13 protein-coding genes are annotated in these 14984 nt (G+C 69.3%); 2 read left to right on the top strand and 11 right to left on the bottom strand.

The window, feature by feature from the left end:
* Window positions 1-113: 113 nt before the first annotated feature.
* Both lspA and AC07EJ_RS06425 read right to left on the bottom strand, forming a co-directional pair.
* On the bottom strand, window positions 114-695 hold the full coding sequence (gene lspA / locus AC07EJ_RS06430) for a signal peptidase II (RefSeq protein ID WP_389475013.1): 582 nt from the start codon (window positions 693-695) through the stop codon (window positions 114-116).
* 102 nt (window positions 696-797) lie between these two features.
* Window positions 798-1838, bottom strand: a complete 1041-nt coding sequence (locus AC07EJ_RS06425; RefSeq protein WP_478883872.1) for a TraR/DksA family transcriptional regulator — start codon at window positions 1836-1838, stop codon at window positions 798-800.
* A 317-nt stretch (window positions 1839-2155) separates the two neighbouring features.
* Here AC07EJ_RS06425 and AC07EJ_RS06420 point away from each other — a divergent pair, with 317 nt between their 5' ends.
* Complete coding sequence (locus AC07EJ_RS06420; protein ID WP_100592229.1) at window positions 2156-2347, top strand: DUF1059 domain-containing protein; 192 nt, start codon at window positions 2156-2158, stop codon at window positions 2345-2347.
* 383 nt (window positions 2348-2730) lie between these two features.
* Window positions 2731-5859 (top strand): isoleucine--tRNA ligase, encoded by a 3129-nt coding sequence (gene ileS, locus AC07EJ_RS06415; RefSeq protein WP_389475009.1) that lies wholly within the window; start codon window positions 2731-2733, stop codon window positions 5857-5859.
* Window positions 5860-6149: 290 nt separating this feature from the next.
* Here the strand turns inward: ileS and AC07EJ_RS06410 are convergent, their stop codons facing one another.
* The 9 genes from AC07EJ_RS06410 to ftsW all read right to left on the bottom strand — a co-directional run bounded on the left by AC07EJ_RS06410 (window position 6150) and on the right by ftsW (window position 14908).
* Entirely contained in the window at window positions 6150-7340 is a 1191-nt protein-coding gene (locus AC07EJ_RS06410; protein ID WP_389475007.1) for a DivIVA domain-containing protein, read from the bottom strand.
* 46 nt (window positions 7341-7386) lie between these two features.
* Window positions 7387-7671 carry a YggT family protein gene (locus AC07EJ_RS06405; RefSeq protein WP_033318070.1) on the bottom strand — a complete coding sequence of 95 codons (285 nt, stop codon included), beginning with the start codon at window positions 7669-7671 and terminating at the stop codon, window positions 7387-7389.
* Between the two features lie 75 nt (window positions 7672-7746).
* The gene (locus AC07EJ_RS06400) at window positions 7747-8385 is read right to left on the bottom strand and encodes a cell division protein SepF (RefSeq protein WP_362905400.1); all 639 of its coding nucleotides are present in this window, start codon (window positions 8383-8385) and stop codon (window positions 7747-7749) included.
* Window positions 8386-8512: 127 nt separating this feature from the next.
* Window positions 8513-9232: a YggS family pyridoxal phosphate-dependent enzyme gene (locus AC07EJ_RS06395; RefSeq protein ID WP_478883871.1), complete on the bottom strand. Its 720-nt coding sequence runs from the start codon at window positions 9230-9232 to the stop codon at window positions 8513-8515.
* Between the two features lie 6 nt (window positions 9233-9238).
* Window positions 9239-9970 (bottom strand): peptidoglycan editing factor PgeF, encoded by a 732-nt coding sequence (pgeF, locus tag AC07EJ_RS06390; protein WP_478883870.1) that lies wholly within the window; start codon window positions 9968-9970, stop codon window positions 9239-9241.
* Window positions 9971-10005: 35 nt separating this feature from the next.
* Window positions 10006-11217, bottom strand: a complete 1212-nt coding sequence (gene ftsZ, locus AC07EJ_RS06385; RefSeq protein ID WP_389475000.1) for a cell division protein FtsZ — start codon at window positions 11215-11217, stop codon at window positions 10006-10008.
* Between the two features lie 285 nt (window positions 11218-11502).
* Entirely contained in the window at window positions 11503-12354 is an 852-nt protein-coding gene (locus AC07EJ_RS06380; protein ID WP_389474998.1) for a cell division protein FtsQ/DivIB, read from the bottom strand.
* Window positions 12355-12493: 139 nt separating this feature from the next.
* Window positions 12494-13588 carry an undecaprenyldiphospho-muramoylpentapeptide beta-N-acetylglucosaminyltransferase gene (gene murG / locus AC07EJ_RS06375; RefSeq protein ID WP_362905390.1) on the bottom strand — a complete coding sequence of 365 codons (1095 nt, stop codon included), beginning with the start codon at window positions 13586-13588 and terminating at the stop codon, window positions 12494-12496.
* Between the two features lie 6 nt (window positions 13589-13594).
* Window positions 13595-14908: a putative lipid II flippase FtsW gene (gene ftsW / locus AC07EJ_RS06370; protein WP_362905388.1), complete on the bottom strand. Its 1314-nt coding sequence runs from the start codon at window positions 14906-14908 to the stop codon at window positions 13595-13597.
* Between the last annotated feature and the right edge of the window lie 76 nt (window positions 14909-14984).

Below are 14984 nucleotides of genomic sequence, written 5' to 3'. Positions count from 1 at the left end.
GCAGGAGCCCGCCGACACTCCGGACCGCGCGAGGGAAAAGCCCCTGGCCTCCCGGCCCTGGGCCCGGCAGGCCCGCAAGCCTGCAGACCCCGGTCCGTCAGCCCCTGAGTCCCTCAGTCCTTGTGAACGGTCCCGTCCGGGTCGAGCCCGCGGAACGACAGGAGCACGATCAGGATGCCGCCGCACACGATCGCCGAGTCGGCGAGGTTGAACACGGCGAAGTTCTTCGGCGCGATGAAGTCGACCACGGCCCCTTCGAAGACGCCGGGCGAGCGGAAGATCCGGTCGGTGAGATTGCCGAGCGCCCCGCCGAGGAGCAGCCCCAGGGCGATCGCCCAGGGCAGGCTGTAGAGCTTGCGCGCCAGCCGGGCAATCACGACGATCACGGCCGCGGCGATCACCGTGAAGATGATCGTGAAGGCCTCGCCGATGCCGAACGCGGCGCCCGCGTTCCTGATCGCCTCGAGCCGCAGCCAGTCACCGAGGAGCTCGATCGGCTCATGGTGCTCCAGCTTCGCGACCACGATCATCTTGCTGACCAGGTCGAGGGCGTACGCGAGGGCGGCCACCGCGAACAGCACGGCGATCTTCCGCTTGCCCTTGGGCCGCTCCTGGGTCTCCCCGCCGTTGTCCGGCCCCTCTGCCCCTGCGTCCGGGGTGTCCGGAGTACCGATGACGCGCTCCGCCTCTGCCACGTGAGTCCCTCAACCTAGGTACCTGACTGAGGACGAGAGTACGGCACACACGTACGCCCTCAGCAGCCCAGGAGCGACTCCGTCACGCCGCACGGTGCCGGGTCAGTAACGGCGCTCCTGCTTCTGCTTGCACTCGACGCACAGGGTCGCCCGCGGGAAGGCCTGCATCCGCGCCTTGCCGATCGGATTCCCGCAGTTCTCGCAGATTCCGTACGTGCCCGCGTCGAGCCGCTCCAGGGCGCGCTCGGTCTGCTGGACCATCTCCCTGGCGTTCGCGGCGAGCGACAGCTCGTGCTCCCGCGTGATGTTCTTGGTGCCGGTGTCCGCCTCATCGTCGCCGGCGCCGTCCCCGGAGTCCCGCATGAGCCCGGCCAGCGCCTTCTCCGACGACTCGATCTCACTGTTCAGGCGCAGCGCCTCGCTCTGGAGCTCCGCCCGCGCGTCCTCGACCTCGGCCGGGGTCCAGGGGTCCTCGCCCGGCCGTACCGCGAGCTCGCCCGGCTTCGCGGCCGCGACCCTCGCCTTCGGCACCGCGCGGGACTTCTTCGCCGTGGCCGTGCCGGGGGTCTTCTTCGCAACCACAGTCGTGGCTCCCGTCGTCTCCGCGGCCGACGCCGCGCCATCGGCCGCGGACGCGACCGCCTTCTTCTCCGCGCTCTTGTGGCCGGTGGCCTTCTTGACCGCGTTCTTCCTGGCGCCCGTGCTCCCGGCCGCGCCCTTCTCGGCGACGGCGCTTTCCGCTTCCGCGGCGGCCTGCGCGGACTTCGCGCTCTTCGCGGCCTCCGCAGACTTTGTCGATTTGGTGGTTTTAGCGGTCTTGGCGGGCTTGGTGGGTTTGGTGGGCTTGCTTACGGGCTCGGCCGCCGTCTTCGCGGTCTTCGCCGTCTTCCTGGCGGCCGCGGTCTTCGTACCCGCGCCCTTCGCAGTCGTCGCCTTCGTAGTAGTGGCCTTGGTCTTCGCAGCCGCCGCGCTCTTCTTGGTCGCCGCCTTCGCTTCGTCGGGGTCGCTCTTCTTCCCGGAGGCCGGCCTCTTCGCGGCCGGGGACGCCTTTGCCCCCGCCTTCGCGGGCACCGCCTCCTCGACCGCGGCCTTCACGCCGGCGGATGCCTCACGCACCCCCGCCGCACTCCTTTTCGCCACCATGGCCGCGGCCCCTTCACATTCTGTGATCTTGCACGCGAGTCGTGCTGGGACGATAAATCGACTTCTGACCCGCGGCAACGGGGCACACCGCCCGATGCGCCCGCCCCGCACGTCCCGCGCGGCAGACTTGCAAGCGTTGTGCCCAGCTCCCCGCCGGGTAATCCGCCGAGCCCCCTGCCCCGTGATCCGGCGGGCCCCGTGTCGCCATTCGGGTCAGCCCGCACGGCCGCGACCTGCCCGGCGAAAGCCCCTGACGGCACCGCCGGGCAGAGCCTCAGGGGAATAAAATGGGGCAAAAGCAGAGAAGGTGCATGATCATGCGCAAAGTAGTCGACTGCCGTGACGTGCCGAGCGAGACGAACTGCACGCTCGCCATCACGGGCGAGGAGGACGAGGTGGTCCGCGCCGCGGCCGAGCACTCCGTGTCCGTCCACGGTCACACCGACACCCCCGAGCTGCGGAACATGATCCGCAGCAACCTCAAGGACGAGATCCCTCAGCACGCCTGACACCGACCGCCCCGGGCCCCTCCGGCCGCCCGCCCGGAAACCGGTCGGCCGCGCGCGCCCGGGCCCCGTACACTGGGCGGAGCGAGAAGCGTGGATGGGGCCGAGTAGCGGCGTACGCAGCCAAGAGCGACCCGGGGACGGTGGAAGCCCGGGGGCGAGCGCGACGCGAAGATCACCCCGGAGCCGCCGGAAGAAAGCCCCGCTCGCGGGGCGATTAGAACCGGCATCGCGACCCCAATGAGGGGGCTCACCGGAGCAGCCAGCGCCCCGGGGGGCCAAGGAGGGTGGTACCGCGGGAGCGCGCCGCACACGGCGTACGTCACAGACGAAGCTCTCGTCCCTCCGACGGAGACGGAAGAACAGTGTCCGCCGGAGGAAGATCGATGACGTACCGCCAGGTGCCCGCCCAGGTAGACCTGCCCGCCCTCGAGCACGCCGTGCTCGACTTCTGGCGCGAGCAGAAGATCTTTGCCAAGAGCTTGGAGCAGTCCGAGGGACGCCCCGAGTGGGTGTTCTACGAGGGCCCGCCCACGGCCAACGGCATGCCGGGCGCCCACCACATCGAGGCCCGCGTCTTCAAGGACGTCTTCCCGCGCTTTCGCACCATGCGCGGCTACCACGTGGCCCGCAAGGCCGGCTGGGACTGCCACGGCCTGCCCGTGGAGCTGGCCGTCGAGCAGGAGCTCGGCTTCAACGGCAAGAAGGACATCGAGGCCTTCGGCATCGCCGAGTTCAACGCCATGTGCCGCGAATCCGTGACCCGCCACACCGACGCCTTCACCGACCTGACGACCCGCATGGGTTACTGGGTCGACCTCGACGACGCGTACCGCACGATGGACCCCGAGTACATCGAGTCGGTCTGGTGGTCGCTCAAGGAGATCTTCAACAAGGGCCTGCTGACCCAGGATCACCGCGTCGCCCCCTGGTGCCCCCGCTGCGGCACCGGGCTCTCGGACCACGAGCTGGCGCAGGGCTACGAGACGGTCGTCGACCCCTCCGTCTACGTCCGTTTCCCGCTCACCTCCGGTCCGCTGGCCGGCGAGGCCTCGCTCCTCGTCTGGACGACGACCCCGTGGACGCTCGTCTCGAACACGGCGGTCGCCGCACACCCCGACGTCACCTACGTCGTCGCGACGAACGGCGAGGAGAAGGTCGTCGTCGCCGAGCCCCTCGTCGAGAAGTCGCTCGGCGAGGGCTGGGAGACGACCGGCCAGTCCTTCACCGGCGCCGAGATGGAGCGCTGGAACTACCAACGTCCGTTCGAGCTGGTGGAGTTCCCGGCGCCCGCCCACTACGTGGTGAACGCCGAGTACGTCACGACCGAGGACGGCACCGGTCTCGTCCACCAGTCCCCCGCGTTCGGTGAGGACGACCTCAAGGTCTGCAAGGCGTACGGCCTGCCGGTGGTGAACCCGGTCCGTCCCGACGGCACCTTCGAGGAGGACGTCCCCCTCGTGGGCGGTGTCTTCTTCAAGAAGGCGGACGAAAAGCTCACCGAGGACCTCAAGGACCGCGGCCTGCTCTTCCTGCACGTCCCGTATGAGCACAGCTATCCGCACTGCTGGCGCTGCCACACGGCGCTGCTCTACTACGCGCAGCCGTCCTGGTACATCCGCACCACGGAGATCAAGGACCGCCTGCTCCAGGAGAACGAGGGAACCAACTGGTTCCCGGAGAACGTGAAGCACGGCCGCTTCGGCGACTGGCTGAACAACAACATCGACTGGGCGCTCTCCCGCAGCCGCTACTGGGGCACCCCGCTCCCGCTCTGGCGCTGTGAGGACGATCACCTCACCTGCGTCGGCTCGCTGGCCGAGCTCGGCGAGCTCACCGGCACCGACCTGGCCGACCTCGACCCGCACCGCCCCTTCATCGACGAGGTCACCTTCGCGTGCCCCCAGTGCGAGAAGACGGCCACGCGCGTGCCCGAGGTCATCGACGCCTGGTACGACTCGGGTTCGATGCCGTTCGCGCAGTGGGGATACCCGTACAAGAACAAGGAGCTCTTCGAGAGCCGGTACCCGGCGCAGTTCATCTCGGAGGCCATCGACCAGACCCGCGGGTGGTTCTACACCCTCATGGCGGTCGGCACGCTCGTCTTCGACAAGTCGTCCTACGAGAACGTCGTGTGCCTCGGCCACATCCTCGCCGAGGACGGCCGCAAGATGTCCAAGCACCTGGGGAACACCCTCCAGCCGATCCCGCTGATGGACCAGCACGGCGCGGACGCGGTGCGCTGGTTCATGGCCGCCGGCGGTTCCCCGTGGTCCGCGCGCCGCGTCGGCCACGGCACGATCCAGGAAGTGGTCCGCAAGACCCTTCTGACGTACTGGAACACGGTCGCCTTCCAGGCCCTGTACGCCCGTACGTCGGACTGGTCGCCCAGCGAGGCCGACCCGGCCCCCGCCGACCGCACCGTGCTCGACCGCTGGCTGCTCTCCGAGCTGCACGCGCTCACCGACCAGGTGACGCAGGCCCTGGAGGCGTACGACACCCAGCGCGCCGGCAAGCTGCTCTCCTCGTTCGTCGACGACCTGTCGAACTGGTACGTGCGCCGCTCCCGCCGCCGCTTCTGGCAGGGCGACAAGGGGGCCCTGCGCACACTGCACGAGGTCATCGAGACGGTCACGCGTCTGATGGCGCCGCTGACGCCGTTCATCACGGAGCGGGTCTGGCAGGACCTGGTGGTCCCGGTCACGCCGGGCGCCCCCGAGTCGGTCCACCTGTCCTCCTGGCCGGAGGCGGACCTCTCCGCCATCGACCCGGACCTGTCGCGGCAGATGCTCCTCGTCCGTCGCCTCGTCGAGCTGGGCCGCGCCACGCGCGCGGAGTCGGGTGTCAAGACCCGTCAGCCGCTGTCGCGCGCGCTGGTCGCGGCCGCGGGCTTCGAGACGCTCGATCCGGAACTGCACGCCCAGATCACCGAGGAGCTCAACGTCTCCTCCCTGGCGTCGCTCTCCGAAGTCGGCGGCTCCCTGGTCGACACGACCGCCAAGGCGAACTTCCGCGCCTTGGGCAAGCGGTTCGGCAAGGGCGTCCAGGCGGTCGCCAAGGCGGTCGCCGAGGCGGACGCCGCCGCGCTCTCGCTCGGCCTGCGCGAAGGCACGGCGTCGGTCGAGGTCGACGGCGAGACGATCACGCTGGCGCCCGACGAGGTCATCATCACGGAGACCCCGCGCGAGGGCTGGTCCGTCGCCTCGGACTCCGGCGCGACGGTCGCGCTCGACCTGGAGATCACCGAGGAGCTGCGTCAGGCCGGCCTGGCCCGTGACGCGATCCGCCTGATCCAGGAGGCCCGTAAGAACAGCGGCCTGGACGTCGCGGACCGGATCGCCCTTCGCTGGACGTCCACGGAGCCCGCGGTCGTCTCGGCCCTGTCCGAGCACGCGACGCTGATCGCGGACGAGGTCCTCGCCACGGACTTCGCCCAGAGCGAGGCGGACGACACCTACGGCGAGACGTTCACGGACGAGCCTCTCGCCCTCACGTTCCGCCTCCGCAAGGCGTAACCCACGACCGAAGGCCCGGTCCCGCCAAAGATCTTGGCGGGACCGGGCCTTCGGCATTTCGTACTCACGCACAGTTGAACGTTTCTGCACCGCGCCGACACCGCGCCAGGACCGAGCCGGCACGGAGCCGGCACCGCGCCCAGGGCAGCATCTGCCCCCTGGACCACCGCAGCATCCACGCCTGGCTCACGGCAGCTTCCGCACCCTGACCACGGCAAAGGGCCGGGCCCCCGGAAATCCGGGGGCCCGGCCCTTGAACGCTGCCGACGCCTAAGGCGTGGTCACGCCCGTCAGTTGTCGTCCTCGTCGATGAGGAAACCGCGCATCGGCGACGGCGCCTGCTGCATCGGCGCGGGACCCTGCGGCCGCACCGGCGCCATCGGCTGAGTCATCGCCGGCGACATCTGCTGCTGGCCACCGTAGGACGGACCGGCCTGCGGCTGGTTGCCGCCCATGGTCTGGTTGCCACCGTAGGACGGGGCACCCGCACCGGCCGACGCCATGGAAGGCGCGGGCGACGGCGGCAGCGACGCGGTCGCCGGCGTCCGCGGGGGAGCCAGCGAGTCGTCGGCCTGGGTCTCCAGCTGACGCAGCTGCGACTCGAGGTAGGACTTCAGACGCGTGCGGTACTCGCGCTCGAAGCCACGCAGGTCCTCGACCTTGCGCTCCAGCGTGGCGCGGGCGGACTCCAGGGAGCCCATCGCGACGCGGTGCTTCTCCTGCGCGTCCCGCTCCAGGGCGTCGGCCTTGGCACGGGCGTCACGCTCGAGACCCTCGGCGCGGCTGCGGGCCTCGCCGACGATCTTGTTGGCCTCGGAACGGGCCTCCGCGATCGCCTGGTCGGCGGTCTGCTGCGCAAGAGAGAGGACACGGGCGGCGCTGTCGCCACCGGGGCCCTGACCGGGCTGCGGCATCTGCGGACCGTGACCGCCCATGGGGCCACCCATGGGACCGCCCATCGGGCCGCCCATCTGCTGCTGCAGCTGACCCTGGCCCATCTGGCCCTGGCCCATCTGACCCTGACCGAGCTGGTTCTGGCCGGGGTGACCCTGACCCATCGGACCCTGGCCCATCGGGCCGGGACCCTGCGGACCGGGACCCTGCGGACCATGTCCACCGGGACCTGCGGGCAGCTGCGGCGCACCGCTGGGCAGCTGGGGCGGGCCGCCCATGGGGCCACCCATCTGCTGCTGCGGCTGCACCGGCTGCGGGCCCGATATTGCGGCGGGTACCGGCGCACCGGGTCCGCGCTGGTCCTGCGGTTCCGGAGGCTTGCGCATGCCGCCCTGCTGCTGGTTCTGCGCAGCGGCGCGGGTGGCTGCGGCAAGCTTCGCGCGCAGGTCCTCGTTCTCTCGGAGAAGGCGAGTCAGTTCGCCTTCGACCTCGTCGAGGAAGGCATCGACCTCGTCCTCGTCATAGCCTTCTCGGAGGCGGACGGTCGTGAACTGCTTGTTCCGCACGTCCTCGGGGGTCAACGGCATCTCTTCACCTCAACGTAGTCGTCGGCATTCGGCAAGACCGTATCGTTCACAGCCGGCTCACGACGGAGATCAGGATGTAGACGATGATCATCAGTACGAAGAAGGACAGGTCGAGCGCCACGCCCCCGAGACGCAGCGGCGGAATGAACCGCCGCAGAAGCTTGAGCGGTGGATCAGTGACAGTGTAGGTGGCCTCTAGTACGACCACCATCGCCTTGCCGGGTTGCCACGAGCGGGCGAACTGGAAGACGTAGTCCATGACCAGCCGGAAGATCAGCACGATGAGGAAACACATCAGCGCGATGTAGACAACATCCAAAACCACGCTCATGTTCGCGGTTCCCTCTCCCCTGTGTCTCGTGCTTCGTGGCTAGTAACTGCACCGGCACTTCACCGGTGCTGCGTCTCAGCTCTGGTTGAAGAACCCGCCCTCTGCGATGCGGGCCTTGTCCTCCGCCGTGACATCGACGTTAGCAGGCGACAACAGGAACACCTTCTGCGTCACCCGCTCAATGCTGCCGTGCAGACCGAAGACGAGACCGGCGGCAAAGTCGACAAGTCGCTTCGCGTCGGTGTCGTCCATCTCCGTCAGATTCATGATCACCGGAGTGCCTTCACGGAAGTGTTCCCCGATGGTACGGGCCTCGTTGTACGTCCGGGGGTGCAGCGTCGTGATGCGGTAGGGCTCCCGCTCGGACACAACCTTGGGCATGATCACCGGTGCGTTCTTCTCCAGGCTCTGGCGTTCAGGTGTGATGGATGCCACGGGGGCGATTCGCGCCGGACGTCCGGATTCCGCGGGCAGCGGGGCCGGTTCGCGCTGGGCGGGAGGCTGCACCACTCGTACCGATTCGTCCCGTTGGGACTGGTGTGGCTGATGAGTGTTGTGCGACTGATGCGACAGTTCGTGCCGCCTGCGGTCCCGCTCGGGCTCGGGGTCCAGCTCGGGCTCGAAGTCGTCGTCGGGGTCGAAGCCCCGGCCGTCGTACCCATCGTCCTCCACGAGGCCGAGGTAGACCGCCATCTTGCGCATCGCGCCGGCCATTGCTCTGAGTCCTCCGCTCTGTGGTGGATCGGCTGACGTCAACCAAAGTGCCTGCGATCCACGCGATCTCCCCGCCCATCAGCGAGAATGACCATATTTTCTGCTGTGGTCCGACTTCTTGGCGACGTTACCCGAGCCTGGGTCGGACTCCGAGTACCGCCGTACCGACGCGCACATGTGTCGCTCCGGCCGCCACGGCCTGTTCGAGGTCCGCACTCATCCCTGCTGACACCATGTTCGCAGCCGGATGAGCCCGGCGCAGGTCAGTCGACAAATCCATCAGCCGCTCGAACGCCGCCTGTTGGCGGTCCGCGTACGGACCGGTCAGAGGTGCGACCGTCATCAGACCGTCGAGGCGCAAACCGGGAGCGTCCGCCACAAGTGCGGCCAACTCCTCGATTCCGCCCGGCCCCACGCCCCCGCGCTCGCCCCGCCCGTCCTCCTCGGCGTCGAGCGCGACCTGGATCAGGCAGCCGAGTTCGCGCTCCGCGCGCACGGCCGCCGTCGACAGTGACGTGACGAGCTTCGGCCGGTCGACGGACTGCACGACATCGGCATAACCGACCACGGAGCGAACCTTGTTGGTCTGCAACTGACCGACAAAGTGCCACCGCAGCGGCAGGTCCGCACATTCCGCCGCCTTGGGCGCCGCGTCCTGGTCGCGATTCTCGGCGACATCGCGCACACCGAGTTCCGACAAGATCCGCACATCGCTCGCGGGGTAGGTCTTGGTGACCACGATCAGGGTCACTTCCTCGCGCTTACGGCCCGAGGCGATGCACGCCGAAGTGATGCGTTCCTCTACCTGTGCGAGATTTGCTGCGAGTTGAGTCTTACGGTCCGTCATGTCCCATCAGTCCAGCCAGACATAGCCAGCGAGCCGACCGGTGGTGCGGTCGCGGCGGTACGAGAAGTGGTCGTGCGACTCCAGGGTGCACACCGGCGACTGCTGCCGGTCGCGCACCCCGAGGCGCTCCAGCTGGGCATGCACTCCGGCGGTCACATCGACGGCAGGGGTGCCCCAGCTGGTTTCGGCGTACGCCGCGGGTTCCACGGCGGCCACCTCGGCGCGCATCCCGTCCGGGACTTCGTAGCACTTCCCGCAGACTGCGGGGCCGGTGCGGGCCACGATGCGTGCGGGTTCGGCGCCGAGTTCCGTCATCGCCTTGACCGCCGCGGGGACGACTCCGGCGACCATGCCGGGGCGTCCGGCATGGGCGGCGGCGGCGATTCCCGCGACCGGGTCGGCGAGCAGGACCGGAGTGCAGTCCGCGGTGAGCACCGCGAGGGCGAGTCCGCGCCGTGCGGTGACGATCGCGTCGACGGACGGGATGCCGGCCGCCGGACCCCAGGGCCCGTCGACCACCGCCACGTCCGGGCCGTGCACCTGGTTCATCCAGACCACGTGCGCCGGGTCGAGGCCGAGCGACTGCGCCGCACTCCTGCGGTTGGCGTGGACGGCGGCCGGGTCGTCACCGACCGCGCCGCCGAGGTTGAGCTCCTCGTACGGAGCGGCGCTCACCCCGCCCCACCGGTCGGTGAAGGCGAAGTGGGCGCCGCTCGCGTGGTCGCGCTGTCCTATCACTTCAGGAGGTCACTTCTGCAGGTCACTTGTGCCGGTCACTTCAGGAAGTCCGGCACGTCCAGCTCTTCGGCCTGGCTGTCCTGGTAGGGACGGGCCGGCGGAACCTGCGGCGTGACGACCGGGGCGGACGGCATCTCGTTCGCCGGGGTGGCCTCAACGGGCTCCGGAGCCTGCGGCTCGTCGCGCGGGGTGACGCTGCCGAGGCTGCCGAACGACGGGCGGGCCTCGGTGGCTCGCGGCGCCGGCTCCTCGCGCTTGGCGGACGTGCCGCCAAGGACGGTGTCCCGCTTGGACGGCGGCTGACCGCCGTCGAAGCCGGCCGCGATGACCGTGACCCGCACCTCGTCACCCAGGGCGTCGTCGATGACTGCGCCGAAGATGATGTTGGCCTCGGGGTGCGCGGCCTCGCTGACCAGCTGCGCCGCCTCGTTGATCTCGAAGAGACCGAGGTCGGAGCCGCCGGAGATGGAGAGCAGCACGCCGCGGGCGCCGTCGATGGACGCCTCGAGGAGCGGCGAGGAGATCGCCATCTCCGCGGCGGCCACCGCGCGGTCGTCGCCGCGGGCCGAGCCGATGCCCATGAGCGCCGAACCGGCCTCGGACATGACCGACTTGACGTCGGCGAAGTCGAGGTTGATCAGGCCGGGCGTGGTGATCAGGTCCGTGATGCCCTGGACACCGGAAAGCAGGACCTGGTCGGCCGACTTGAAGGCGTCGAGGACGGAGACCTGCCGGTCCGAGATGGACAGGAGACGGTCGTTGGGGATGACGATGAGGGTGTCGACCTCTTCGCGGAGCTCGGCGATGCCGTCCTCCGCCTGGTTCGCGCGACGCCGGCCCTCGAAGGTGAACGGCCGGGTGACCACACCGATCGTCAGGGCGCCCAGTGAGCGTGCGATGTTGGCGACGACAGGTGCGCCGCCGGTGCCGGTGCCACCGCCTTCGCCGGCGGTGACGAAGACCATGTCGGCCCCCTTGAGGACCTCCTCGATCTCCTCGCGGTGATCCTCGGCCGCCTTGCGTCCGACGGCCGGATTGGCTCCGGCGCCGAGTCCGCGGGTGAGTTCACGGCCGACGTCGAGCTTGACGTCCGCGTCGCTCATCAACAGGGCTTGCGCGTCGGTGTTGATGGCGATGAACTCGACGCCCTTGAGACCGACCTCGATCATCCGGTTGATGGCATTGACACCACCGCCGCCGACACCGATGACTTTGATGACTGCGAGGTAGTTCTGCGGTGCTGCCACGTCGAAGGCCTCTCGCCTCGAGTTACGTGTCGTCGCCTCGCATTGATACGTTGCGACGACTGATGCCGAATTGGGGCGGCCCGGACTACTTGTCTGCCGACCCGAACCCTAACGCTGAAGTTTAGGGTTACCAGTGTGTCTGTTCCCTGGACTCTTCCGAACAGGACACTAAGTCGACAAGTGGCGCACGTTCAACGAACACGCCGAACCTCCCGTTTTTCTTTTCACCCTATGTGATCAGCCGTAGCAGTGCCCAACCAGGGTGCTGGCCTGCGCTGATGTGCGTCAACTACCCGATGACGCAGGGGCGGTGGGGACACTTACGTCGAAGTGCCTGGCCTTCGGGGCGGCTTTCATGAGGGCGGTGAGCGTGGTCGCCTTCGTGTCGCCCTTCTCACCACTTCCCCATGCGACGGTGCGGCCACGGCTCAGTTCCAGGGACACGGAGTCGTACGAACGGACCCTGAGCGCGCGGGTGTCACGGGCCACGGCCGGGGGCAGATCGCCCGCGACGCGGACCGCCTCGCGCACAAGACGGTCGGGGCCGAAGCGCCGAAGGCTTGCGGCGGCGGCGGACTGATCCGGCGTCAACTCCAGTCGGGGAACGCCTCGAGGGGCCTTCCGAACGGTGGCGAACCGGACACCCTTGACGTCAATTTCGACGAACTTGCCCGCATTGGAGTCGCCTTCGCGATTGTCGCTGTGTTCGTCATTTTTACTGTTTGCGTCGTTTTCGGCAATCAGGACCGGCTTGCGCTCGGTCACTTTCAATCCGATTCCGTGCGGCCAGGAACGTGTGACTTCAACCGAGTCAATCCGGGGCAATTTTCGCCGGAGTCGGTCCTCAATGGAGCCCGTGTCGACGGAAATCAGCGGGGCGCCGACCGGAACGGCGGCAGCCGCCCGCACTTGAGCGGGCGTCAGAACCGCGGTGCCCGAGGTCGTCACGCGCTCCACCTTCAGCCACTGAGATCCGTACAGCAGCCAGATGGTGCCGGCGCCGAGGAGGAGCGCGGCCCCCAGCACGATCAGGACGCGCGGGCGCGGCAGGCGCAGGCGGCTGCCCCGAGGGGGCCGGGGCGGGCCGGACTTCGGCTTGTGCCGCTCGCCGCGGTCTGCGGTCGTCGGTCCGGCCACGCGCACTCCCATTCCTGGCTCGGTTCACCTCCGGGGCGCCTCGGCCGGTGTCGGGAGCCCGACCGTGCTCAGCCCTTCGGGCCTCCGCGCGCTCGACCTCTCGACACCGGCGCGCCCCTTCGGCTCACTCGCCGGTGTCTTATTGGCGGTGCCGCGACGCGATCGCCTCGTACACCATGCCGACGAGCAGTTCGTCGGCGTCCCGGCGGCCGAACTCGGAGGCGGCGCGGGACATCTCGTACAGCCGGTGCGGGTCGCCGAGCACGGGCAGGACGTTGCCCATGATCCACTCGGGCGTCAGTTCCGCGTCGTCGACCAGCAGTCCGCCACCGGCCTTGACCACCGGCTGGGCGTTGAGCCGCTGTTCGCCGTTGCCGATGGGCAGCGGGACGTAGGCGGCGGGGAGCCCGACGGCGGAGAGTTCGGCGACGGTCATCGCGCCCGCGCGGCAGAGCATCATGTCGGCCGCGGCGTACGCGAGGTCCATCCGGTCCACGTACGGTACCGGGATGTACGGGGGCATCCCCGGCATCTGCTGGACGTGCGGCAGTTCGTTCTTGGGGCCGACGACGTGCAGGATCTGGATGCCGGACTGCTGGAGCAGCGGTGCGACCCGCTGGACGACCTCGTTGAGGCGGCGGGCGCCCTGGGAGCCGCCGGAGACGAGCAGTGTCGGCAGGTTCGGGTCGAGGCCGAAGGCGGCGCGCGCCTCGGGCCGCACGCGCGCCCGGTCGAGCGTGGCGATGGTGCGGCGCAGCGGGATGCCCACGTAGCGGGCGCCGCGCAGCTTGCTGTCGGGCGTCGAGACCGCGACGCCCGCGGCGTAACGCGAACCGATCTTGTTGGCCAGGCCGGGACGGGCGTTGGCCTCGTGCACGATGATCGGCACACCGAGGCGCTTGGCCGCGAGGTAGCCGGGCAGGGCGACATAGCCGCCGAAGCCGACGACGCAGTCCGCCTTGGTGCGCTCCATGATCTGCTCGGCCGCCTTGATGGTGCCGCGCAGCCGGCCGGGGACGGTGATGAGTTCAGGGGTTGGCTTGCGCGGCAGCGGTACGGCGGGGATCAGCGCGAGTTCGTATCCGCGCTCGGGTACGAGCCGCGTCTCGAGCCCCTTCTCCGTACCGAGGGCCGTGATGCCCACGGTCGGGTCCTGCCTGCGCAGGGCGTCCGCGAGGGCGAGCGCGGGCTCGATGTGGCCGGCGGTCCCCCCGCCGGCGAGTACGACATGCACCGAAATTCACCGCTCTCCGGACGTACGCGCCGTGGCGCGCCGTCGCATCGTGTTCCATCTCATCCGAGGCTGCCGCATGGCCAGGGCCGCCCGCGCCGCGGGTTCGTCACGCGCGAAGGCGATCAGAAGTCCTACGGCGAACATGGTCGGCAGCAACGCTGACCCCCCGTACGAGAACAGCGGGAGCGGGACACCGGCGATCGGCAGGAGACCGAGCACCGCACCGAGGTTGACCACGGCCTGGGCCGTGATCCAGGTGGTCACGCCACCCGCGGCGTACCTCACGAAGGGGTCCTCCGTGCGTCCGGCCACGCGGATACCCGCATAGCCTAGAGCCGCGTACAGGGCGAGCACCGACAGCGTCCCTGCAAGGCCCAGTTCCTCACCGGTGATGGCGAAGATGAAGTCGGTGTGCGCTTCGGGGAGTTGGCCCCATTTTTCCACACTCGCACCGAGTCCGGATCCGAAGAATCCACCCGAGGCGAGCGCGTAGATGCCGTGCAGTCCCTGCCAGCAGATGTCGTCGGGTCCCGCGTCGGTGGAGCCGAGGCAGGACAGGCGTGCCATGCGGTTCGGGCTGGTCTTGATGAGGAGGACGCCGATCGCGGCCGCGACGGAGAGCACGCCGGCGAACAGGCGGGTGGGCGCCCCGGCCAGCCAGAGCAGTCCGAAGAGGATGGCGGTGAGCAGGATCGCCGTGCCCATGTCGCCGCCGAGCATGATCAGTCCGAGCAGCAGGAACGCCACCGGGACGAGCGGTACCAGCATGTGCTTCCACTGGGTCAGCAGCCGCTTGTCGTGCTTGCGCGCCATCAGGTCCGCGCCCCACAGGACGAGGGCCAGCTTCCCGAACTCGCTGGGCTGGAGCATGAAGGGGCCGCCCAGCGAGATCCAGTTCTGGTTGCCCCCGATGGAGACCCCTATCCCCGGCACCTGCACGAGGACCATCAGGAAGACGCTGACGGCGAGCAGCGGGTAGGCCAGCGCTCGGTGCAGCTTCACCGGCATCCGCATGGCGGCGAACAGGAGGGCCCCGCCGATCGCCGCCGCGAGGAACTGCTTGCGGAAGTAGTACGAGCTGGGCAGCCCGTTCTGCAGGGCCGTGATCATCGAGGCCGAGTAGACCATCACGAGGCCGAGCACGGTGATCAGGAGGCTGGAGCCGAGGATCAGGTAGTACGCGGTGAGGGGGCGGTCCCAGGCGCGGCGGGCCTGGTTGTAGAGGCGTCGTACGGGGCTGACGCGGGCCGGCCGGGCCGGCTTCCTGGGGGGACGCGCCGCCGGGGGCCGCCGGGCCGCCCGCGCGCTGCTGCCGGGCATCAGCGCACCCGACCGTTGTACGACGATGACGCTGCCACGATCCCCTCCCGAGGGTGCCCGGCGTCACCGGGCACCC

The sequence above is a fragment of the Streptomyces sp. NPDC045026 genome (assembly GCF_056432625.1).
This window is presented reverse-complemented; position numbering and strand designations above follow the sequence as displayed.